This window comes from Streptomyces sp. ISL-12, assembly GCF_018614415.1.
Lineage (GTDB): Bacteria > Actinomycetota > Actinomycetes > Streptomycetales > Streptomycetaceae > Streptomyces.
In genome coordinates this window covers 1-21,266 of sequence record NZ_JAGGOO010000057.1, presented here as the reverse complement: position 1 = coordinate 21,266, position 21,266 = coordinate 1, and the positions used below count along the sequence as shown (strand labels likewise).

Annotated in this window: 18 protein-coding genes; 8 read left to right on the top strand and 10 right to left on the bottom strand. The window is 73.4% G+C overall.

Annotation, left to right across the window (positions count from 1 at the left end):
• The first annotated feature begins 282 nt into the window (after positions 1 to 282).
• From J7I94_RS15990 to J7I94_RS15975, 4 genes are read left to right on the top strand one after another with little or no spacing between them, the layout of a single operon-like run.
• The gene (locus J7I94_RS15990) at positions 283 to 1,125 is read left to right on the top strand and encodes a nitrilase-related carbon-nitrogen hydrolase (protein ID WP_215167769.1); all 843 of its coding nucleotides are present in this window, start codon (positions 283 to 285) and stop codon (positions 1,123 to 1,125) included.
• Entirely contained in the window at positions 1,122 to 2,405 is a 1,284-nt protein-coding gene (locus J7I94_RS15985) for an aspartate aminotransferase family protein (protein WP_215167768.1), read from the top strand. The genes J7I94_RS15990 and J7I94_RS15985 overlap by 4 nt, the downstream gene beginning before the upstream one ends.
• Before the next feature lie 28 nt (positions 2,406 to 2,433).
• Positions 2,434 to 3,846 carry a dihydropyrimidinase gene (gene hydA, locus J7I94_RS15980; RefSeq protein ID WP_215167767.1) on the top strand — a complete coding sequence of 471 codons (1,413 nt, stop codon included), beginning with the start codon at positions 2,434 to 2,436 and terminating at the stop codon, positions 3,844 to 3,846.
• Positions 3,847 to 3,857: 11 nt separating this feature from the next.
• Positions 3,858 to 4,859, top strand: a complete 1,002-nt coding sequence (locus J7I94_RS15975) for a TIGR03842 family LLM class F420-dependent oxidoreductase (RefSeq protein ID WP_215167766.1) — start codon at positions 3,858 to 3,860, stop codon at positions 4,857 to 4,859.
• Between the two features lie 21 nt (positions 4,860 to 4,880).
• Here J7I94_RS15975 and J7I94_RS15970 read toward each other — a convergent pair whose 3' ends face one another.
• From J7I94_RS15970 to J7I94_RS15925, 10 genes are all read right to left on the bottom strand, one after another.
• Entirely contained in the window at positions 4,881 to 5,879 is a 999-nt protein-coding gene (locus J7I94_RS15970) for a hypothetical protein (RefSeq protein ID WP_215167765.1), read from the bottom strand.
• Positions 5,876 to 7,795: a ferritin-like protein gene (locus tag J7I94_RS15965; RefSeq protein WP_215167764.1), complete on the bottom strand. Its 1,920-nt coding sequence runs from the start codon at positions 7,793 to 7,795 to the stop codon at positions 5,876 to 5,878. The genes J7I94_RS15970 and J7I94_RS15965 overlap by 4 nt, the downstream gene beginning before the upstream one ends.
• A gap of 10 nt (positions 7,796 to 7,805) precedes the next feature.
• Positions 7,806 to 9,236, bottom strand: a complete 1,431-nt coding sequence (locus J7I94_RS15960) for a radical SAM/SPASM domain-containing protein (protein WP_215167763.1) — start codon at positions 9,234 to 9,236, stop codon at positions 7,806 to 7,808.
• Positions 9,233 to 10,588 carry a hypothetical protein gene (locus J7I94_RS15955; protein ID WP_215167762.1) on the bottom strand — a complete coding sequence of 452 codons (1,356 nt, stop codon included), beginning with the start codon at positions 10,586 to 10,588 and terminating at the stop codon, positions 9,233 to 9,235. The genes J7I94_RS15960 and J7I94_RS15955 overlap by 4 nt, the downstream gene beginning before the upstream one ends.
• A 214-nt stretch (positions 10,589 to 10,802) precedes the next feature.
• Positions 10,803 to 11,468 carry a hypothetical protein gene (locus tag J7I94_RS15950; protein WP_215167761.1) on the bottom strand — a complete coding sequence of 222 codons (666 nt, stop codon included), beginning with the start codon at positions 11,466 to 11,468 and terminating at the stop codon, positions 10,803 to 10,805.
• A gap of 203 nt (positions 11,469 to 11,671) precedes the next feature.
• On the bottom strand, positions 11,672 to 12,496 hold the full coding sequence (locus J7I94_RS15945; protein ID WP_215167760.1) for a triphosphoribosyl-dephospho-CoA synthase: 825 nt from the start codon (positions 12,494 to 12,496) through the stop codon (positions 11,672 to 11,674).
• Positions 12,497 to 12,684: 188 nt separating this feature from the next.
• Entirely contained in the window at positions 12,685 to 13,641 is a 957-nt protein-coding gene (locus J7I94_RS15940) for a dioxygenase (protein ID WP_215167759.1), read from the bottom strand.
• Between the two features lie 155 nt (positions 13,642 to 13,796).
• Positions 13,797 to 15,308: a cell wall metabolism sensor histidine kinase WalK gene (locus J7I94_RS15935; RefSeq protein ID WP_215167758.1), complete on the bottom strand. Its 1,512-nt coding sequence runs from the start codon at positions 15,306 to 15,308 to the stop codon at positions 13,797 to 13,799.
• Complete coding sequence (locus tag J7I94_RS15930; RefSeq protein WP_215167757.1) at positions 15,302 to 16,039, bottom strand: response regulator transcription factor; 738 nt, start codon at positions 16,037 to 16,039, stop codon at positions 15,302 to 15,304. The genes J7I94_RS15935 and J7I94_RS15930 overlap by 7 nt, the downstream gene beginning before the upstream one ends.
• Positions 16,040 to 16,108: 69 nt before the next feature.
• Positions 16,109 to 17,173 (bottom strand): biotin/lipoate A/B protein ligase family protein, encoded by a 1,065-nt coding sequence (locus J7I94_RS15925; protein WP_215167756.1) that lies wholly within the window; start codon positions 17,171 to 17,173, stop codon positions 16,109 to 16,111.
• 181 nt (positions 17,174 to 17,354) lie between these two features.
• On the opposite strand from J7I94_RS15925, the gene J7I94_RS15920 reads away from it, so the two are divergent.
• From J7I94_RS15920 to J7I94_RS15905, 4 genes are all read left to right on the top strand, one after another.
• A complete protein-coding gene (locus J7I94_RS15920) occupies positions 17,355 to 18,206 on the top strand; it encodes an inositol monophosphatase family protein (RefSeq protein WP_215167755.1) in 852 nt (283 codons plus the stop codon).
• Positions 18,207 to 18,323: 117 nt separating this feature from the next.
• Positions 18,324 to 19,733 (top strand): NAD(P)/FAD-dependent oxidoreductase, encoded by a 1,410-nt coding sequence (locus J7I94_RS15915; RefSeq protein ID WP_215167754.1) that lies wholly within the window; start codon positions 18,324 to 18,326, stop codon positions 19,731 to 19,733.
• On the top strand, positions 19,730 to 20,239 hold the full coding sequence (locus J7I94_RS15910) for an O-acetyl-ADP-ribose deacetylase (protein ID WP_215167753.1): 510 nt from the start codon (positions 19,730 to 19,732) through the stop codon (positions 20,237 to 20,239). Before J7I94_RS15915 ends, J7I94_RS15910 begins: the two co-directional genes overlap by 4 nt.
• Before the next feature lie 125 nt (positions 20,240 to 20,364).
• Positions 20,365 to 20,907 (top strand): PadR family transcriptional regulator, encoded by a 543-nt coding sequence (locus J7I94_RS15905; RefSeq protein WP_215167752.1) that lies wholly within the window; start codon positions 20,365 to 20,367, stop codon positions 20,905 to 20,907.
• Positions 20,908 to 21,266 lie beyond the last annotated feature (359 nt).

Here is a 21,266-nt window from a genome sequence, read left to right as displayed (position 1 = left end):
GCCGGGGGAGCGCCCCCCGTGGCCGCGGTCTGACGCGGCGGGCACGGCGCGTGCCGGTGCGTTGACGTGCGGGGCGTGTACGGGACACCAGGTTCCGCGCGGGGCGTGCGCGGGGTCCGGTCCGGTGGCCGGAGGCGCTCGCCCACCGGAGTGTGAAACCTGATCGACACCGCGCCTTGACGACGATGGTCTTGGCAAGCTCGCCCGAGAGGCTTACGTTCATCCCTCTACGGCCTGTTCTACGGGCGTAGAGGCTCTGGCGTCGCGTCGAAGGAGCAGTTCATGGCCAACGTCGTACGTGCCGCTCTGGTCCAGGCCACCTGGACCGGAGACACCGAGTCCATGATCGCGAAACACGAGGAGCACGCGCGCGAGGCCGCGCGTCAGGGCGCGCGGATCATCGGCTTCCAGGAAGTCTTCAACAGTCCCTACTTCTGCCAGGTCCAGGACCCCGAGCACTACCGCTGGGCCGAACCCGTCCCCGACGGCCCCACCGTCCGCCGTATGCAAGCCCTCGCCCGCGAGACCGGCATGGTGATCGTCGCCCCCGTCTTCGAGGTCGAGCAGTCCGGCTTCTACTACAACACCGCCGCCGTGATCGACGCCGACGGCACCGTCCTCGGCACCTACCGCAAACACCACATCCCGCAGGTGAAGGGCTTCTGGGAGAAGTACTACTTCCGCCCGGGCAACCTCGGCTGGCCGGTCTTCGACACCGCCGTCGGCAAGGTCGGCGTCTACATCTGCTACGACCGCCACTTCCCGGAGGGCTGGCGGCAACTGGGGCTCAACGGCGCCCAGTTGGTGTACAACCCGTCCGCCACCCACCGCGGTCTCTCCGCCCACCTGTGGCGCCTGGAGCAGCCGGCCGCGGCCGTCGCCAACGAGTACTTCGTCGCCGCGATCAACCGCGTCGGCCAGGAGGAGTACGGCGACAACGACTTCTACGGCACCTCCTACTTCGTCGACCCGCGCGGCCAGTTCGTCGGCGACACCGCCAGCGACAGCAAGGAGGAACTCGTCGTACGCGACCTCGACTTCGGCCTGGTCGAGGAGGTCCGGCAGCAGTGGGCGTTCTACCGCGACCGCCGCCCCGACGCCTACGAGGGGCTGGTGCGGCCGTGACCCACGACCTGCTGGGCCGCCACCGCGCCGTGCTGCCCGACTGGCTCGCCCTCTACTACGAGGACCCCATCGAGATCACCCACGGCGAGGGCCGGTACGTGTGGGACGCCGCCGGCAACAGGTACCTCGACTTCTTCGGCGGCATCCTCACCACCATGACCGCCCACGCCCTGCCCGAGGTGTCCAAGGCGGTCGGCGAGCAGGCCGGCCGGCTCCTGCACTCCTCGACCCTCTACCTCAACCGGCCGATGGTCGAACTCGCCGAGCGCGTCGCCCAGGTGAGCGGCATCCCCGACGCCCGCGTCTTCTTCACCACCTCCGGCACCGAGGCCAACGACACCGCGCTGCTGCTGGCGACGACGTACCGGCGCAGCAACACGGTGCTGGCGATGCGCAACAGCTACCACGGCCGCTCCTTCAGCGCCGTCGGCGTCACCGGCAACCGCGGCTGGTCCCCGACCTCCCTCTCCCCGCTCCAGACCCTCTACGTGCACGGCGGCGTCCGCACCCGGGGCCCCTACGCGCACCTCACCGACCGCGAGTTCGTCGCCGCCTGCGTCGACGACCTCACCGACCTGCTCGGCCACACCCGCCCGCCCGCCGCGCTGATCGCCGAACCCGTCCAGGGCGTCGGCGGTTTCACCTCCCCGCCGGACGGCCTGTACGCCGCCTTCCGCGACGTACTGCACGAGCGCGGCGTGCTGTGGATCGCCGACGAGGTGCAGACCGGCTGGGGCCGCACCGGCGACCACTTCTGGGGCTGGCAGGCGCACGGCCGCAGCGGTCCGCCCGACATCGTCACCTTCGCCAAGGGCCTCGGCAACGGCATGTCCATCGGCGGCGTCATCGCCCGCGCCGAGATCATGAACTGCCTGGACGCCAACAGCATCTCCACCTTCGGCGGCACCCAGGTCACCATGGCGGCCGGCCTGGCCAACCTCACCTACCTCCTCGAACACGACCTCCAGGGCAACGCCCGCCGGGTCGGCGGACTGCTCATCGAGCGGCTGCGGGCCGTCGCCGCCGGTGTGCCGCACGTACGGGAGGTGCGCGGACGCGGCCTGATGATCGGCATCGAGCTGACCCGGCCCGGCACCGACGAGGCCGACCCGCGCGCCGCCTCCGCCGTACTGGAGGAGGCCCGCGCCGGCGGACTGCTCATCGGCAAGGGCGGCGGCCACGACACCAGCGCCCTGCGCATCGCCCCGCCGCTCACCCTGACCGTCGCGGAGGCCGAGGAGGGCGCCGCGGTCCTGGAGCGTGCCCTGCGCGGCCTGTAAGCGCCCTGCCCTGACAGAGGGGAACCGCATGAGCAGCAGCAGCCGTACCGTCATCCGCGGCGGCCTCGTCGTCACCGCCGCCGACGAACTCCACGCCGACGTCCTGATCGAGGACGGCCGGGTCGCCGCCCTCGCCGCCTCCGGCACCCCGGCCGCCGAGTCCCTCACCGCCGCGCACACCCTGGACGCCACCGGCAAGTACGTCATCCCGGGCGGGGTGGACGCCCACACCCACATGGAGCTGCCGTTCGGCGGCACCGCCGCCTCCGACACCTTCGAGACCGGCACCCGCGCCGCCGCCTGGGGCGGCACCACCACCATCGTCGACTTCGCCGTCCAGGCCGTCGGCCGCAGCCTGCGCGACGGCCTGGACGCGTGGCACGCCAAGGCCGACGGACAGTGCGCCGTCGACTACTCCTTCCACATGATCCTCTCCGACGTCGACGAGAACTCCCTCAAGGAGATGGACCTCCTCGTCGACGAAGGCGTGAGCTCGTTCAAGTTGTTCATGGCGTACCCGGGGGTGTTCTACTCGGACGACGGCAAGATCCTGCGCGCCATGCAGCGGGCCTCCGGCAACGGCGGCCTGATCATGATGCACGCCGAGAACGGCATCGCCATCGACGTCCTCGTCGAACAGGCCCTCGCCCGCGGCGAGACCGACCCCCGCCACCACGGCGAGGTCCGCAAGGTGCTGCTGGAGGCGGAGGCCACGCACCGCGCCGTCCAGCTCGCCCGGGTCGCGGGCGGCGCCCCGCTGTACGTCGTCCACGTGTCGGCCGAGGAAGCCGTCGCCGAGATCGCCGCCGCCCGCGACAAGGGCCTCGACGTCTTCGGCGAGACCTGCCCGCAGTACCTCTTCCTGTCCACCGACAACCTCGCCGAGCCCGGGTTCGAAGGCGCCAAGTACGTGTGCAGTACGCCGCTGAGGCCGCGTGAGCACCAGGCGGCACTGTGGCGGGGCCTGCGCACCAACGACCTCCAGGTCGTCTCCACCGACCACTGCCCCTTCTGCTTCACCGGGCAGAAGGAGCTCGGCCGCGGCGACTTCTCCAAGATCCCCAACGGCCTGCCGGGCGTGGAGAACCGCATGGACCTCCTGCACCAGGCCGTTGTCGACGGACACATCAGCCGCCGGCGCTGGATCGAGATCGCCTGCGCCGCCCCGGCCCGGATGTTCGGCCTCTATCCGAAGAAGGGCACGATCGCCCCGGGCGCCGACGCCGACATCGTGATCTACGACCCGCACGCCGAGCAGGTCATCTCGGCCGAGACCCACCACATGAACGTCGACTACTCGGCGTACGAGGGCAAGCGGGTCACCGGACGGGTCGAGACCGTCCTCTCCCGCGGCGAACCGGTCATCGCGGACCGCCGCTTCGTCGGCCGGGCCGGGCACGGCGCGTACACGCCGCGGTCCACCTGCCAGTACCTGAACTAGGAGCCCCGGCAATGGACTTCGGACTCGTCCTGCAGACCGACCGTCCCGCCTCGCGGGTCGTCGGACTCATGCGGCGCGCGGAGCGCAACGGCTTCCGCTACGGCTGGACCTTCGACTCCGCCGTGCTGTGGCAGGAGCCCTTCGTCATCTACAGCCAGATCCTCGAACACACCCGCAAGCTGATCGTCGGCCCGATGGTCACCAACCCGGGCACCCGGACCTGGGAAGTGACCGCCTCCACCTTCGCCACCCTCAACGACATGTTCGGCAACCGCACCGTGTGCGGCATCGGCCGGGGCGACTCCGCCATGCGCGTCGCGGGCCGCAGGCCCCACACCCTCGCCCGCCTCGGTGAGGCGATCGACGTCATCCGCGACCTGGCCGAAGGCCGCGAGGCGCTCGTCGACGGCACACCGGTCCGCATCCCCTGGGTGACGGAGGGCCGACTTCCCGTCTGGATGGCGGCGTACGGCCCGAAGGCCCTCGCCCTGGCCGGGCGGAAGGCCGACGGTTTCATCCTCCAGCTCGCCGACCCCTTCCTGACGCGGTGGATGGTCGCCGCGGTGCGCGGGGCCGCCGAGGAGGCCGGCCGCGACCCCGCCTCGATCACCATCTGCGTCGCCGCGCCCGCGTACGTCGGCGACGACCTGGCGCACGCGCGCGAGCAGTGCCGGTGGTTCGGCGGCATGGTCGGCAACCACGTCGCCGACCTGGTCGGCCGGTACGGCGAGTACTCCGGGCTGGTGCCCGAGGCCCTCACCTCGTACATCAAGGAGCGCGAGGGCTACGACTACAGCCACCACGGCCGGACCGGGAACCGGTCCACCGATTTCGTCCCGGACGAGATCGTCGACCGCTTCTGCCTGCTGGGCCCCGTCGACGCCCACATCGCCAGGCTCCGCGAGCTGCGTGCGATCGGCGTCGACCAGTTCGCCCTCTACGCCATGCACGACGCCCAGGAGAGCACCATCGACGCCTATGGCACGGGGATCATCCCCGCGCTCACCGACTGACACCCGCCGAGGCCCGGACCGTCACACCGGGGCGACCGCCCGGCCCGGTGCGGGGGAGCCGAGCCGGGCGGCGTCCAGCTCGTCCTGCCAGGCCACGGAGGTGAGGGCGGAGCCGTACAACGCGGCGCAGGTCGCCAGGTGTTCGGCGAAGGCGGCGCGCAGCCGATCGGTGAGGTGGCGGCAGAGCGGCGCCACCGGGGCCCCGCCGGCATCGGCGTCGATCACGGCGGCGGCGAGGACGGCCGTACGCAGGGCCTGGGCGGTGCCCGTGCCGCTGAGCGGGTCGAAGCGGATGGCTCCCGCCCCGACGGTGATCCGGCCGGCCGGCGTCAGGTCGCCGGGTGACAGCGCCGGCGTGTGGTGCAGCCGCGGGGCGGCCGGAACGGCGGCCGCGGCGCGCGGTGCGTGGCGCAGTACGCGACCCAGCCCGGACGCGGCGAGCAGCCGGGTCAGCAGGGCGGTGGGGTCCTCGGCCGGACCCGGCACCATGGCCTGCACCAGGCACCGGCCTGCGCCGAGCGGGGTGAGCTGGAGCCAGCCGAGTGCCGTGGTGTCCAACAACGCGGTCCGCTCGTCCGTCCCGCTCCGCAGCGGCGCGGTCCCCGCCAGCAGATGCCGCCGCCCGGCGGTCAGCCGGCTGCCCGGACCGTCCGGTGACCGCGCTGTCACCACCCACCGGGCGGTCCCGGCCGACGGGCCGAGGGCCGTCGCGAGCCGTTCCCTCATCCTGGCCGCCAGCACCGCGCCGTCCACCACGCGGGCCGGCTGCGCGAACCGCGTCGGGCGCTCGCCCGTCCCCCAGCGCACCTGCCGGTGATCCAGCCGCCAGGTGCCGTGGAGGAGCCCGTCGCCCCAGAGCGAGCCGAGCAGTTCCAGCGTCGGCCCGGTCAGCAGCAGCGGCCGCGCGCCCGCTGCCGGAGCGTCCGCGGCCGGCCGGACCCGGTGTCCGCGCCCGGCCAGCAGCCAGGCACAGGTGAGCTCGGCGAGCCCGGATCCGGCGATCGCGACGACCGTACTCACCCGTCGCCGTCCGCTCCGCCACCGTCGTGCATGGTCAGCACGGCGAGCAGCGCCTCGACGTCGACCCGGTGGCGGGTCGCCAGTGCCCGCGCCCCCGGGCTGCCGAGCGCGAAGATCGCTGCATGGGCCTGGATCGCGGCCAGGGCGGCGGCCCGCGTGAACTGCCCGTCGGCGACTGCGGCCCCGCCCCCCGCGCCGGGCCCGGTGAGCCAGGCGGGCAGCGTGAACCGGGGCGCCACGCCCCCTGCCGCGAGGATGTGGTTGATCTCGTGCAGGTTGGTCATCGTGCGGCGGGACTGCTCGATCAGCACCCCGCCCGCGCGGTCGCCGAGTTCGAACGTGGGCCGCAGCATGCCCAGCAGAAGCGCGTAGTACTGGTCGCTGAGCGTCAGCAGCTGCGTCTGCAGCGGCGTTCCGGTGCCCGGCCCGAGGTCGCGCAGGTACTGCTGCGGGGTGAGTGCGGCCAAGTGGCTCTTGACCGCGGTGAAGCGACGGAAGTGGTCGCCGCCCTCGTCGATGATGAGCTTGATCAGATGGGCCAGCCGGTCGGACTCCGCGAACAGCTCCGGCTTCTTCACCAGCGTCTCGTGCAGCTGGACGTACATCCCGTCGATGCCGGTGCCCACCTCTTGGCTCGGGGCCTCGACGTCGATGAACCACTGCAACTGCTCCGCGGTGAGCGGGCGCAGCGCGAAGGGGTGCACCCCGTCGCGCTCGATCTCCGCGGCACGGCCGAGGACCGCCGGCTCGCCCAGGGTCCCGAGGGCCTCGTTGACCCAGCGCAGGTGCCGCATCTCGTCGACCGCGACGGCGAACACCTCCGCGGCGGCCGTGTGGATCAGCGTGGTCTGGGCGCTCGCGCCCTCGGGCAGCTCCAGGGGCGCGTTCAGCGAGTAGTGCGCGAACAGGTACTCCACGCACAGCGCGTGCTCGACCGTGGCCAGCCGCTTCAGCTCCTCGATCACCCTCGCCCGGTCCATCGGCTGGACCGCGGACGGGCCCGGCGTCCCGAGGGCGTCGTCCTCGCGGTCGTTGAGCACCACGGGGAGCACGTCCCAGTCCGAGATCAGTCCGGGATACGTGAACTCCAGCAGCGTGCGCCTGCCCTGGTCCGAACCGGGCTCGGTCGCGTCCGAGTCCAGATCGGCCGCCGGCCGCCGGTCGCGGCGCAGGAAGTTCATCTGGGCGACACCGCCGTCCGCACTGCTCGTGACGTCGGGCTTGGACGCGGCCCAGTACCAGCACCCGCAGTCACGGAAGTCGTACTGCCACGGGGCGCACAGGCTGAGCGTGAGATCGCCCGGCTGGTACGTCTCCGGGTCGATCACCCCGTCCTCGTCCAGGTAGCGGGCCCGGTCGGCGACCAGGACAGCGAGTTCGAAGCCGCCGGACGGGCCGCGCCGGACGAATCCGGCGTTGTTCCGCCGCAGGGCACCGAGGTCTCCGACGGCGAGCGTGCCCTCCGAAGAGGCGCCCGGCCCCGGACCGAGCAGGACGGCGACGCGCCCGGGCAGCAGATCGTGCACCCGCCGCCACACGTCCAGGCCGTCCAGTCCGGCGCAGTCGATGACGGGCGCCGAGAACTCCGTCTGGTCCACCGTCGTACGCCCGCACAGCCCCCAGATGTACAGGGGGCTGTCGGGGTCGTCCACGTCGGCCTGGGTCAGGCCCAGCTCCGCCGCGGCCCCGCCGTGCACGGTGAGCACCCTGGAGCCGCTGCGGCGCTGGAAATCGACGGTCAGTCCCGGGAAGAAGGCCTTGTCCAGGTTGCGCTGATCGAACTCCAGACCGGGGAAGCAGTTGTCGACACCGCTCTCCGGGCGACTGCCCGCGGGGTTGCCGCGTACGACGTGGTCGGCCCTGGCGGTGAGGTTGCGCGGGAAGATCTTCCCTTCGGGGGTCGGAAGGTCGGGCATGGAGACTCCTTCAGACGGCGTCGACGGCGCTCACGGGACTGGCGGGGCTGACAGGGCGTACGGCCGGACCGGGCGGCGGGAGGAAGAACTCCGGAGCCGCCTGGCAGAGTTCGACGTACGCCCTCAGGCAGAACTCCAGCCAGCCGCGGATGTAGTCGCAGCCTGGCCGGCCCCGGCGGCTCACCTCGTGGTAGCAGCCGCCGCCGCACAGGTAGCGCGCCCAGCAGGACCGGCACGGCTCCTGCCGGTCCACATGACGTGCCGCCAGGTGAGCGGCGCGGGCCGGGACGTCCGACCCGGCGGCGAGCGACCCCATGGCGAAGGCGGGCTCGTCGACCAGCCGGTGGCAGGCGTACAGGCCGCCGTCGGCCGACGCGCTGAGGTACCCGGCCCCCGCGCCGCACGGGTACGGCCGGTGCGTGCCGCGGTGCAGCTCGTGCATCGCGGTCTGGAAGTTGCCGAACGGATAGGCGCGTCCCGCCGACAGCTCCCGCAGCGCCCGCTCGCCGCACTCCACCATCTGGTCCAGGAAGCCGGTGAACGTCTCGGCGGTGATCTCGTACGCCGGGTCGGGCGCGCTGACCACGGCGGCGAAGCCGACCTCGTCGAAGCCCAGTCCGATGCCGTGCTCCAGTACGTCGAGCAGCCGCCCCGTGCGCGGGGTGACGCTGACCCGTGCGGCGAGGTGGCGCGGGCGCCCGTGCCGGGCCAGCACCTCCAGGCCGGCCCGCAGCCTGTCGTAGGCGCTGCCGCCGCCCGGTGTCTTCCGCAGCGCGTCGTGGCCGGCCCGGTCCCCGTCGAGGCTGACGGTGACGGTGAAGGGGTGCTCGGCGAAGAGCCGGGCGTCCTCGGGGCGTACGGTCGTCAGGTTGGTGGTGAGCGCGAAGCGGACCGGGTGGCCCGCGGCGGCACCGGCTCGCTCCGCGTAGGCGACCACCTCGTGCACCAGGTCCCGGGCGAGCATCGGCTCACCGCCCATGAAGCCGACCACCACGTCCGCCCCCGGCGCGGCTTCGGCCAGCAGACGGTCGACCGCCGCGAGCGCCGTCCGGCGGGGCATCGCGCGGGCGGCGCCCCCGAACCTGCCCTCGTCCGCGTAGCAGTGTCCGCAGCTCAGGTTGCAGGCCTGCATCACGTTGAGGGAGAGGGAGGACAGCGGTGGCGGCTCGGCGGGCGTGCCGTCGATCCGCTGCTCGGTCCACAGGGGGAGCGACAGCTCGCGGGCCAGCTCCTCCAGGGAGCCCTCCGGGGCTTGTGTCCAGCGCTGGAGCCGGGCCGCGGTCTCCTCGGGCAGGTCGTACACCCGGCTGCCGTCGGCCACGAACAGATGGGCGCCGTGCGCACTGCGGAAGACCCTGATCTCGGAGCGGGGCCCCGGAAGGCCGTCTCCGGGTTCCGGGTCCGGCGGTGGGCGGCGGCCGATGCGGAGCAGCACGGTCACGAGCCGGCCTCCGTGTCCTCGCGCAGCGTCCGTGACCAGTTGACCAGCAGGTCGTACTGCCGGCGCGTCAGGTGGAGGGCGTAGGAGTCGGCGCCGCGCATCGCGACGGGCATCCGCTCGTCCCACACCGGCTCATCGGGGACGGGCTCGCGAACGACGCGGCGGAGGAGACCGGGCTGCTCGCGCAGCAGGTCCTCCAGGGCCTCCAGCGCCACGTACCGGCGGTGCCGCCGGCGTCCGCGGTCGGTCAGTTCGAGCAGGACGCTCGTCAGTTTCCGCGGCGGTTCCAGCGGCGGTGTGCGGAAGCGGCCGTTCTGCACCTCGACGTTGACGTTTCCCATGGTCTCCAGGACCCGCTCGAACAGGTCCCGGACCTCCAGGGCGGTCAGCCGCTCGTCGGCGAGGTACGCGGGATCGTGCACGTCCGCCCGCCGCACCCGGTCCGCCAGCCCGTCGGCCAGCGAGATGAAGGGGCGCCGGTCCGGGGCGAAGTCGGGCGGACCGACCACGATCCGCGCGGTCGCCGTCAGACCGCCCGGAAGGGTGGCGACGACCGTGCCGTCGCAGACGTCGTCGACGAGGCCCAGGCTCTCCTCCAGCTCCGCGCCCGCGAAGAGGCCGCCCGGGACCGTCCGCGGATCGTCACTGATGTTCTGCAGCGGGAACCCGCACCAGACCGCGTCCCGATTGAGGATCAGCCGCTCCGGCGGCAGCCGGTACTCCGTGCCCTGCGCGCGGGTCGCCAGGTCGGTCGGCCCGTACACCGCGCCGGCTCCCGGGGTGAACCGCAGCCGCAGCTCCGGCAGGGCGGCGTTCGGGGCGGGCAGTTGGACCGCGCCGAGCGGCAGCCCGGCGCCGGACGGGACCAGCGGCCGGGCGTCGTCCTGCGGAGAGGTGCCGTCCAGCGCGTGGCGGGTGTGGTCGTCGCCCCGCACCTCGGCGTGCGCCTCGACCCGGTCGCCGGTGGCCTGGGTGTAGTGGTACGCCTTGAGATTGGCGACCGCCACCCGCCAGCACAGATCCGCGGGGCTCAGCCCGGACTCCGCCAGCACCGCCTCGGTGAGCGGCCCGGTCCGGCGTTCGCCGCCGCTGGTCCAGGTGGCGTGCAGCTCGAAGTACGGGCACACCGGCCGCCAGCCGTCAGTGTCCTTGAACTGCGCCTTCGTCGGCATCCGCTCGGACAGCGTGCCGTCGGCGGCGAGGTCGAGGGTGACGGCCGGGACGACGGTGGTCTTGCCGGTACCGCGCGGCGACAGGTCGCTCGGTCCCCAGTGGTAGTTGTCGCACGGCACGGGGGACGGGCCCAACCGGGCGATGGCGAGCGGCGGATGCAGCCAGATTCGGTCGATCACCGGCATCTCCTAGCGGTGGTGACCCCGGACAGGGAGAAGCGCGTGCGTGGGCCTCGTGACCGGCGGTCCCGCACGGCGTGACAGAAGAACGGGGCATGACCGAATCTATGTGGAATGTCCTGATATGCCGCACCGGACACGCGTGGCGATCAGCAGGACGGCCGGTCCGGGCGCTGCCGCACCTGGCGCGGACGCCGTCCGCGTACCGCCGGACTCAGCCCTGACCGTCCGCCAGGGAGGCCAGGGCCTCCTTGGCGGCCTTGATGGCACCCTTGTTGATCGTGTCCGTGTCGGGCGCCTTCTTCGACTCGAAGTCGCTGCCGTTGTAGGTGATGACCACCAGGGCGTTGGCGGTACGGACCACCACGGTGCCCTCACGGGTCTGCTGCTTGTCCTCGGTGGTGAGGTTCACGACCGAGTACGCCGCGTCCCCGAGCCCCTCGACCGCGCCGCCGCCGCTCTTGTCGGAGAGCCGCTCCCCGTACGCCTTCTCGGCCGCCTCGTCCGACTCCGTCACCTCGTAGGAGACGTCGAGCCAGCGGTAGTCGTACTCCTTGAGCGCGTTCCACGAGCAGGTGCGGCGGACCTCGGCGTCGGTCGAGGCGATCTCCTTGCCGGCCGTCTTGGCGCCCGGCACCAGGGAGGTGATCGTCTTCTTGGCCAGGCTCGCGCAGGGGTCGGGGGCGGTGGCGTACGTCTTCGTCGCCGCCCGGGTCGCGGGAGCGGAGGCGGTCGGTGTCCCGGACGCGGTCGCCGTCGCCTCGGGTCCGGCGGCCGAGGTGGTGTCGGACGGTGACGACAGTGCCCAGCCCGCCGTGGCGAGCACGGCGACCGGGGCCAGGCGCGCGGTGAGGGCGAGCGGCAGGGGTAGCGAAGGCACGGCGCACTTCTCGTGGGGGACGGTGCGGAGAGGGGTCCGCACAGCGGACGGGACGACAGTGTCACACGTCTCCCTGTGGGGCGGAAGGGCGAACTCGGTGCGTGGCCGGCCGGTGACACAGCGGCCTGGCCGAAGGCGGTACGACGTCCCGCGCCGAGGCTCCCGACGGCCCCGGTACGACGCCGGACGGACCGTCAGGAGCCTTACGTCCCGGCGCGCGTGGGCAGGGCGTCCAGGAAGAGCGCCCCCGCCAGGATGCCGGCGCTGCCGCGGGGGCTCCAGCCGCGACGGTGGAGGTCGGTGTCGAGGGCGGCGAGCGCCTCGGCGCCCGCCGGGGTCGCGGTGCCGCCCGCCTCCAGGACGGCGCGGGCACCGGCGTGGACCTGGCGGAGGCCGAGCGGCCCGGCCACGTAGAGCAGTTCGCTGTCGCGCAGGGACGACATCACGGTCAGCAGAGCGTCCAGGCGCGCCTGTGCCTCGGCGGCGCCGGCCGCCCGGGCCGCGGCCAGCGCCTCGAGCGCGCGGCGCACATGGGGAAAGCCCGCACGGGCCTCCCCGCGCGCACCGGCAGCGCCGTACTTCACCGCCATCGCCGAACCGCGCGTCGCCTTCAAGGGCGCTGTCCTGTCGGTGTGCGCGACGATGCGCTTCGCGGTCTCCGCGATCCCCTCGCCCGTCGCGGACGGGTCGAGCGCGGCGCTCGCCACCAGCAGGCCGAGGGTCCACAGAGCGCCGCGGTGACCACCGCCCGCCAGTCGGAGCGAGTGCTCGGCGCACCGGCCTATCGAGCCGAGTTCCGCGCGCAGCGGGGCGGTGGGCCGCCCGGTGCGGCGGGCCGCGGCGGCCATCGCCGTGAGGCCGGGGGCGAGGGCCTTCGCCGACCAGCGCAGGGCCCGGTGGTCGGCGCGGGTGGTGCGTTCCGTGAGATCACGGAGGTCGGGCAGACCGGGTTTCGGGGTCAGGACGAGCTGTGCGGTCAGGGCCGACACCGCGGTGTCGGCGAGTACGGCGTCGCGGGGGTCGGTCATGGCGGCCTGCCGGGGAGACGAAGACGGAGGGGACTGCCGGGGGAGGCGAAGGGGGCTGGGGGAGTGGCGCGGTGCGGTGGGAGCACGTACGGAGGGCGGGACCGGTGCGGCCCGGCCGGTTCCCGCACCCGCTCCCGCTCACCGCCGGTGGCCCACCGCCGGTGAGCGGTGGGCCGGAGCGCTGTCCGCTACGAAGAGGCGGACGACGAGGCCGACGCGCCGGGCATGACGGCGTCGTCACCGTCATGGGTGGCGTCCGGGTCCACACCCACCGTGATCGACGCGGCGACACCCTTCGCGATCTTCTTCTTGTCGTACCGCAGGGTGAGCAGGCCGCCCGCGGCGCCGCTCTGGTCGTAGATCGTGTCCTCGGTGAGGGTGGTGCGGGTGGTCGTGCTGGTCGAGTACGGCTCCACCTCGGCGGAGCCGAGGACGGCCGCCTCCTCGAAGTAGAACTGGCCGGTGTGGCAGGTGTGCCCGCCCTCGTAGCCGTCGTCGGTCCACGTCCCGTCCACGTGCACCTTGGTGTGGATGTGCACGGCCCGGCCCTGGTACCAGCCCGGGAAGATGGTGGTGAAGCGGACCTTGCCCTGGCGGTCGGTGCGCCAGGTGCCGCGCAGGTACCGCTCGTCGTCGGTGGGCTCCACGTGCATGCCGCCGCCACCGCCGCCGCCGTCCGTCGGCATGGCGGTGGGGGTGCCGGTGGGGGTGCCGGAGGGAGCGCCGGACGGGGCGCCGGAGGGCATGCCGCCGCCCGTGCTGACGGACTCGTAGCCGGAGTAGACGCCCAGCGCGTCGCAGTGCCAGATGTCGACCGCCGCGTTCCGCACCGGTTTGCACGTGACGGAGTCGATCACCTTGATGGTGAGGGTCATCGGGATGCCCTCCCGGTCCTCGGTGATGTCCGTGCGGATCTTGTCGGCGTCGATGTAGTACGGCCCTTCGATCGCCTCCGAGCTGAGCCGGTAGCAGGACTCGGCGTCGCTGGAGTCAGCGCTCTGCGTCTCCTGCGACGAGCCGTCCGCGAAGGCGGTGGAGGCCAGGACACCCCCGGCGCCGACCACGGCCACCGCGGCACCGCCGGCCACGAGCACCTGCCGCCGGGAGGTGGTGCTCTTCTCGTGCTTCGGGTCTTCCTGAGGCATCGCCGTCTGTTCCCTTCGTGGGGGGCCGGTCCCCTGCGACCGGCCGGGGGTGGCTTACCTTTGTGCGCCCACCTGAAACGAAACTGAAAGGGACGGCGATCCGGCACCCGACGACCCGCACACACCTCTCGTGACCTGCGCGTATGTAAGGAAGCTTAAGGTTCGCGGTGGTGTGTGGCGGGCTCGGGAGACGTGGGCCGTGCCCGTGGCAGCGTCACCGTGAACTCGGTGTCGCCCGGCGCGCTGCGCACGTCGAGCCGGCCGCCGTGCGCCCGGGTGATCGCGGCGGCGATGGCGAGTCCCAGACCGGCCCCGTCCTTCCGGTCGCCGGCCCGGGACCGGGAGGCGTCGGCGCGGGTGAAGCGTTCGAAGACCACGGGAAGGAGCGCGTCGGGGACACCGGGACCGTCGTCATGGACGCGGACGACGCAGTGTGTGTCCGTGACCTCCGCGGTCACCGTGATCTCCGTGCCGGCGGGGGTGTGCGCACGGGCGTTGCCCAGCAGGTTGGCCAGCACCTGCTGGAGCCGGGCCTGGTCGCCGGTGACGGTCACGGAGGCGTCGAGGCGCAGGAACACCCGCCACGACCGCTCGCCGCCGGCGGCACGGGCGTCCCAGACCGACTCGGCCACCAGGGTCGCGACGTTCACCTCCGTCATGGACAGCGGACGGCCCTCGTCGAGACGGGCGAGCAGCAGCAGATCGTCCACGAGTCCGGTCATCCGGGCCGACTGCGCGGTGATCCGCTGCCAGGCCAGCTCCGGTGTGATCCGCTCGGTCCCGCCCGCCATGAGCTGCGCGTACCCCGTGATCGAGGCGAGCGGGGTACGCAGTTCATGGCTGGCGTCGGCGAGGAAGCGGCGTATGCGCTCCTCGGTGCGCTGCCGCTCGACGAGGGACTTCTCCACGTGTTCGATCAGCCGGTTGAGGGCGAGGCCCACCTGACCGGCCTCCGTACCGGGATCGGTGTCCGCCTCGGGGACCCGGCGCAGCCGGGTCACCTCGCCGCGGTCCAGCGGTACCCGGGCCGCCTCGGCGGCGGTGGCGGCGACCCGGCCGAGCGGACGCAGCTTGCGCCGGACCACGACCGCGCAGACCGTGCCGGCGAGGGTGAGCCCCACCGCGGCGATCACCGCCTCGACCGCCATCAGGGCGCGGGTCATCCGCTGCATGTCGGCCATGGGCAGACCGACGAGCACCGGCACCTTGCCGCCCGTGAGCACGGTCAGCCGGTAGTCGCCGAGTCCGGGGAGCGTCCGGGTGTGCGGCTTGCCGTCCGCGGTGACCTCCGCCACGGCGGCGCGCTGCGCGGCCGAGAGGAACCGCGGGTATCCGTCGTCGGCGATCACCGTGGCGGTGACGACGTCGCCGTCCCCGTCGAACCGGGCGGCGACCGTCCCGGCGGTCTCGCCGCGGACCTTGGGGGCGCCCCGCCGCCGGGGACCGTCGGGGTACCGGTCGACCACCTGCTGGCTGCGCTCGGCGGCCTCGGTGACCTGCTCGTCCAGGTCCCGCAGCAACAGCTGCTGCTGGACGAGCGCGGTGGCGGCGGCCGTCGTACCGCAGACGAGGACGAGCACCGCGGACATGAAGACGACCAGCCGCGTCCGCAGGGACCGGCCGCGCGCGCGGGGCTGTGCGGGATCGCGGTCACGCCGGCTCAGCATGTCCCGTCGTCCGCCGGCCGGAGCGTGTAGCCGAGACCCCGCACCGTGTGGATCATCGGCGCCCGCCCCTTGTCGATCTTCGACCGCAGGCTGTAGACGTACACCTCGATCAGATTGCCCTCACCGTCGAAGGAGCTGTTCCAGATGTGATCGAGGAGCTGTGCCTTGCTGAACACCTGCCGGGGGCTGCCCATGAGGAACCACAGCAGGTCGAACTCCTTGGTGGTGAGCTTCACCGGCGTCCCGCCGCGCCACGCCTCCCGGCTGTTCTCCGACAGCACCAGGTCGCCCAGTCGCCGCACGGCCTCCTGCGCGGGGGGCGGCTCGGCGGCCCCGGCACCGGCACGGCGCAGCAGCCCGCGCAGCCGCAGCATCACCTCTTCCAGGGCGAACGGCTTGGTCACGTAGTCGTCGGCCCCCGCCGACAGACCGTCCAGCCGGTGGGCGAGGGCGTCACGGGCCGTGAGCATGAGAACGGGCAGCCGGTCGTTGTCGTGCCGCAGCAGCCGCAGTACGTGCAGACCGTCGAGGTCGGGCAGCATCCAGTCCAGGACCACGGCGTCCGGCGCGCACGCCCGCGCGAGCCGGACCGCGCCGTGCCCGTTCCCGGCGGTGTACGGCTGCCAGCCGGCGTCGGCGACAGCGGCGGACAGCAGTGCGGACAGCTCCGGTTCGTCGTCGACGATCAGTACCCGTACGGGGCTGTCCTGAGCGGCACCCTTCGCATCCATGCCCTCATGGTCCGTGCCGATCCTGTCCCGGACCTGTGAGGATCAGGACGGGCGGGGCGGCCGGCGGGGTCAGGGCACCCGGGCCGTCCACTCCGGGCTGCTGAACTTGGACTCGGCCAGCTCCTTCGCGCGGGCCGCCTCCTCCTCCGTGACACGGCCCTCGGCCAGGCCGTAGCGGTTGCGGAAGGAGGTGAGCATGCGCTCGATGACGGCCTCACGGGGGAGGCCGGTCTGGCGGCGGAGGGGGTCGACGCGCTTCTTGGCGCTCCTGGTGCCCTTGTCCGACATCTTCTCCTTGCCGATGCGCAGCACTTCGAGCATCTTGTCGGCGTCGATGTCGTAGCTCATGGTGACGTGGTGCAGGACGGCACCGGGGCCGCCGTCGGTGGCGACCATGCGCTTCTGGGCGGCGCCGCCGACCTTGCCGGCCTCGGTGGCGATGTCGTTGAGCGGCTGGTACCAGGCCTTGATGCCCATGTCGGCGAAGGCGCCGAGCACCCAGTCGTCCAGGTAGGCGTAGGACTCGGCGAAGGACAGCCCCGAGACGAGGGACGCGGGCACGGACAGCGAGTACGTGATGCTGTTCCCGACCTCCACGAACATGGCGCCGCCGCCGGAGATGCGGCGCACCACGGTGATGCCGTGGCGGGCGGCGCCCTCGGGGTCGACCTCGTTGCGCAGGGACTGGAAGCTGCCGATGATGACCGACGGCTGGGCCCACTCCCACACCCGGAGGGTGGGGCCGCGGCGGCCGGCGGCGACCTCGGCGGTGAGCACCTCGTCGAGGGCCATGTGCAGGGCGGGGGACTGGGGTTCGTCGTGGATGAGCTGCCAGTCGTGGTCGGTCCAGTCCGTCGCCCTGGCCAGGGCACGGCGCACCGCCACGGCCACGCCCTCCGACGTGAGGCCGTACATGACCGTGCCCTCGGGCAGCGCGGCGTCGACCCGGGCGGCGAGGCCGGCGGTGTCGGTCTCGGCCGCGGCGCCTTCGAGGGCCCGGTCGATGGCGGGCAGGGCCTCGTCCGGCTCCAGGAAGAAGTCGCCCGACACCCGGACGTCGCGCAGCGCGCCGTCGGCCACGTCGAGGTCGACGACGACCAGCTTGCCGCCCGGGACCTTGTACTCCCCGTGCATCTTTCCTCCATTTGCCGTTTTCCGGATACACGGTAACGCGCGGCGGCGATCACCGGTCCGCGCGGTCGTCGCTTGCTGAGCGGTGACGTGCCGGCGGCGGCGCGCCGCATGTTCGTCCCGATTCCACCTGGAGTACGCCACCGCGGTGGGGATTGTCAGTGGCGCGTGCTCTCATGGACGCATGATCGAGAACAACGAAACCATCGACGAGTTTCTCGCCCGGCACGCCGACGACGTGGAGGAGGCCGTCCGCAAGGCGGCCGCGCAGGAGGTCATGCCGCGCTGGCGGCGGCTGGCCGCCCACGAGGTGGACGAGAAGACCGGGCCGCACGACCTGGTGACGGACGCCGACCGCGACGCGGAGATGTACCTCACCGAGGCGCTGGCCGCCCTGCTGCCCGGCTCGGTCGTCGTCGGCGAGGAAGCGGTGCACGCCAACCCGGCCGGCTACGAGGCGCTGCGCGGCGACGCGCCGGTGTGGATCGTCGACCCCGTCGACGGCACCCGGCAGTTCGTCCATGGCGACAGCGGCTTCTGCACTCTGGTCGCCCTCGCCCGCCACGGCGAGGTGCTCGCCTCCTGGACCCACGCGCCGGCCCGCGACCAGTTCGCCACGGCGATACGGGGCAAGGGCGCCTTCCTGGACGGCGAGCGGCTGTACGCCGGTCCGCCCGAGCCCGGCCATGACCTGCGGATCGCCACCTCCCACCCGGACTTCACCACGGACGAGCAGAAGCGCGTCCTGCGGGCCCTGGAGGTCCCGGGCATGGCACCCCGCCCGTGCGGCTCGGCCGGACTGGAGTACCTGGCCGTGGCCCGTGGCGAGGTGGACGCCACCGTGTTCTCCTGGGAGGCCGCCTGGGACCACGCGGCCGGGCTGCTGCTCGTCGAGGAGGCCGGCGGCACCCACCTGACCCTGACCGGCGAGCCGTTCCGGATCACGGGCGGCAACGAACTGCCGTTCACCGCCGCCCGCGACGCGGCCACCGCCCGGCGGACGATCGCGCTGCTGTCCGGCGGCGGCGCGGCCTGACGCCGCCGCGCCCGGGGCCGGGGTCGCCGGTGCCCGGGGCCGGGGGCCGCCGGTGGCCCTGGGCCTATCCTGGTCCCAGTGGCCGTCGGCTGACGAAGGGGTCCGAAGGTGCCGTCGATGCTCGATGCGGTCGTGGTGGGTGCGGGGCCGAACGGACTGACCGCTGCCGTGGAGCTGGCCCGGCGCGGCTTCTCCGTCGCCGTCTTCGAGGCCCGCGACACCGTGGGCGGCGGCGCCCGCACCGAGGCGCTGACCCTCCCCGGCTTCCGGCACGACCCGTGCTCCGCGGCCCACCCGCTCGCCGCCAGCTCACCGGCCTTCCGCGCCCTGCCCCTGGACCGCTACGGCCTCCAGTGGCTGCACGCCGAGCTGCCCATGGCCCACCCGTTCCCCGACGGCTCGGCCGCCGTGCTCTCCCGGTCGGTGGGCGAGACCGCCGCCTCACTGGGACCGCGCGACGCGGGCACCTATCGCAGACTGGTCGAACCGTTCCTGCCGCGCTGGGACACGCTGGTGAGGGACTTCATGTCGCTGCCGCTGACCGCGCTGCCCCGCGACCCGGTCACCCTCGCCCGCTTCGGCCTCACCGGGCTGCCCCCGTCGACCTGGCTGATGCGCCGCTTCCGCGACGAGCGGGCCAGGACCCTGCTGTCCGGTCTCGTCGCGCACGTCATGGCCCCGCTCGGCGGCCTCGCCACCTCCGCCATCGGCCTGGTCTTCCTGCTCGCCGCGCACGCCCACGGCTGGCCGGTGGCCCGCGGCGGCTCCCAGGCGATCTCCGACGCCCTCGCCGCCCACCTCACCGACCTCGGCGGCACGGTGCACACCGACTACGAGGTCAAACGGCTGGACGACCTGCCGCCCGCCCGCGCCTACGTCTTCGACACCTCACCCACCGCGCTGGCCCGCATCGCGGGCTTCGGCCGGGCCTACGACGGCTACCGGTACGGCCCCGGCGTCTTCAAGATCGACTACGCGCTGGACGGCCCCGTCCCGTGGACCGCCCCCGAGGCCCGCGCCGCCGGCACCGTGCAGGTCGGCGCGGACAGCGCCGAGATCGGCACCGCCCTGCACGACGCCTCCCGCGCCGGGCGCGCGCCCGAGCGGCCGTTCCTGATCACCGTGCAGCCGAGCGTCGTCGACCCCACCCGCGCCCCGGAGGGCAAGCACGTCTTCTGGGCGTACGGCCACGTCCCCAACGGCTGGACCGGTGACCTCACCGACGCGATCGAACGCCAGCTGGAGCGCTTCGCCCCCGGCTTCCGCGACCGCGTCCTCGCCCGCGCCACCGCCGGCCCGCCCGAACTGGCCGCCCGCAACGCCAACTACGTCGGCGGTGACATCGCCTCCGGCGCGATCAGCGGCCTCCAGGTCCTGCTGCGCCCCAAGCCGTCCCTCTTCCCGTACGCCACCCCGCACCCGGCCGTCTTCATCTGCTCGTCGGCGACTCCGCCCGGTCCCGGGGTACACGGCATGTCGGGACACAACGCGGCGAAGGCGGTGTGGCGGAGACTGAGGCAGGCATGACCGGCATCACCCTGGTCCAGGGCGACATCACGCACCAGCGGGCCGACGCGATCGTCAACGCGGCCAACTCCTCCCTCCTCGGCGGAGGCGGCGTCGACGGCGCCATACACCGCCGGGGCGGCCCGGCCATCCTCGACGCGTGCCGCGACCTTCGCGCCTCGCGGTACGGCAGGGGCCTGCCCACCGGCCGGGCGGTCGCCACCACCGCGGGCGAACTGGACGCCCGCTGGGTCATCCACACCGTCGGCCCGGTGTACAACGCCGCCGGCGGTGATCCGTCCCTGCTGGCGTCCTGCTACCGGGAGTCCTTGCGGGTGGCCGACGAACTCGGGGCCCGTTCCGTCGCCTTCCCGGCGATCTCGACCGGCGTGTACGGCTGGCCGCTGGACGACGCGGCGCGCATCGCGGTGGACGCGGTGCGGGGCGCCGACACGGCCGTCGAGGAGATCAGGTTCGTGCTGTTCGACGACCGGGCCCACGAGGCGTTCGCCGCGCGCCTCGGCTGACCGCCGTACCGGACCGGCCGCGCGCCGGTCCCCTGTCCGACTGGCCCGCACCCCTGCCCGGGCACCCGTTTGACGCCTCATTGCATAACCGCTATCTATATGCGGGTCGTGGAGGAGGGCGGCCTGTGCAGGACGTGGTGCTGGCGCTGCTGGTCAAGGAGCCGTCGCACGGATACGACCTGCGCAGACGGCTGGCGGAGGCGCTCGGGCCGCTGGGGGAGACGCTGAACGCGGGACAGATCTACGTGACGCTCACCCGGCTCGAAAAGGCGGGCCTGGTCGTCCAGGACCGCGAGGACGTGCCGGTGCGCGGCCCGCGGCGCAAGGTGTACGCGCCGACCGCGGCCGGGCACGAGCGGGTGGCCGCGTGGCTGGCCGAGGGGGCCGGGCCGCGAGCGGACGTGGCGGAGTTCCACCTGAAGCTGGTGGCCGCCGCGGAGTCGGGTCTCGCCGATCCGCTCGCGCTCGTGGAGGCGCGGCGACGGGAGCTGATGCGCGGCCTCGCCGAGACCCAGCGCGCCGTCCTCGCCCAGGACACGGACTCGGAGGCCGGACTGCTCCTGGAGGGCATCGCCCTGCGGTTGCAGGCCGACCTGCGGTGGCTGGAGGCGTGCGCGCGGACCTGGTCCGCCCGCGCGCCACGTGGGAAAGGCGGAGGGGCCGGATGACGAGGGACGGTCGGCGGGGCGGCAACCGGTGGCGCGGGAACCGGTTACGGCGGAGGAGCACGAGCACGGATGACCGGCCGGTCACGGGATCGGTCCCGGACGGTGGCCCGGGAGCGGGGTCGGCGCCGGGTGGCGACCGGAGCGGTGGTTCGGGTGTGGGGCGGGTGTCGGGTGGTGGTTCGGGTGTGGGGCCGGTGTCGGGTGGCGACCCGGGCGGTGGCTCGGGTGCGTGGCCGGTCTCGGAGGGCGGCTCGGGCGTGGGGCGGGTGTCGGGTGGTGGTTCGGGTGTGGGGTCGGTGTCGGGTGGCGACCCGGTCATGCGGCCGGTCCAGACCGGCGCCCCGGCCAGTGGCCCGAAC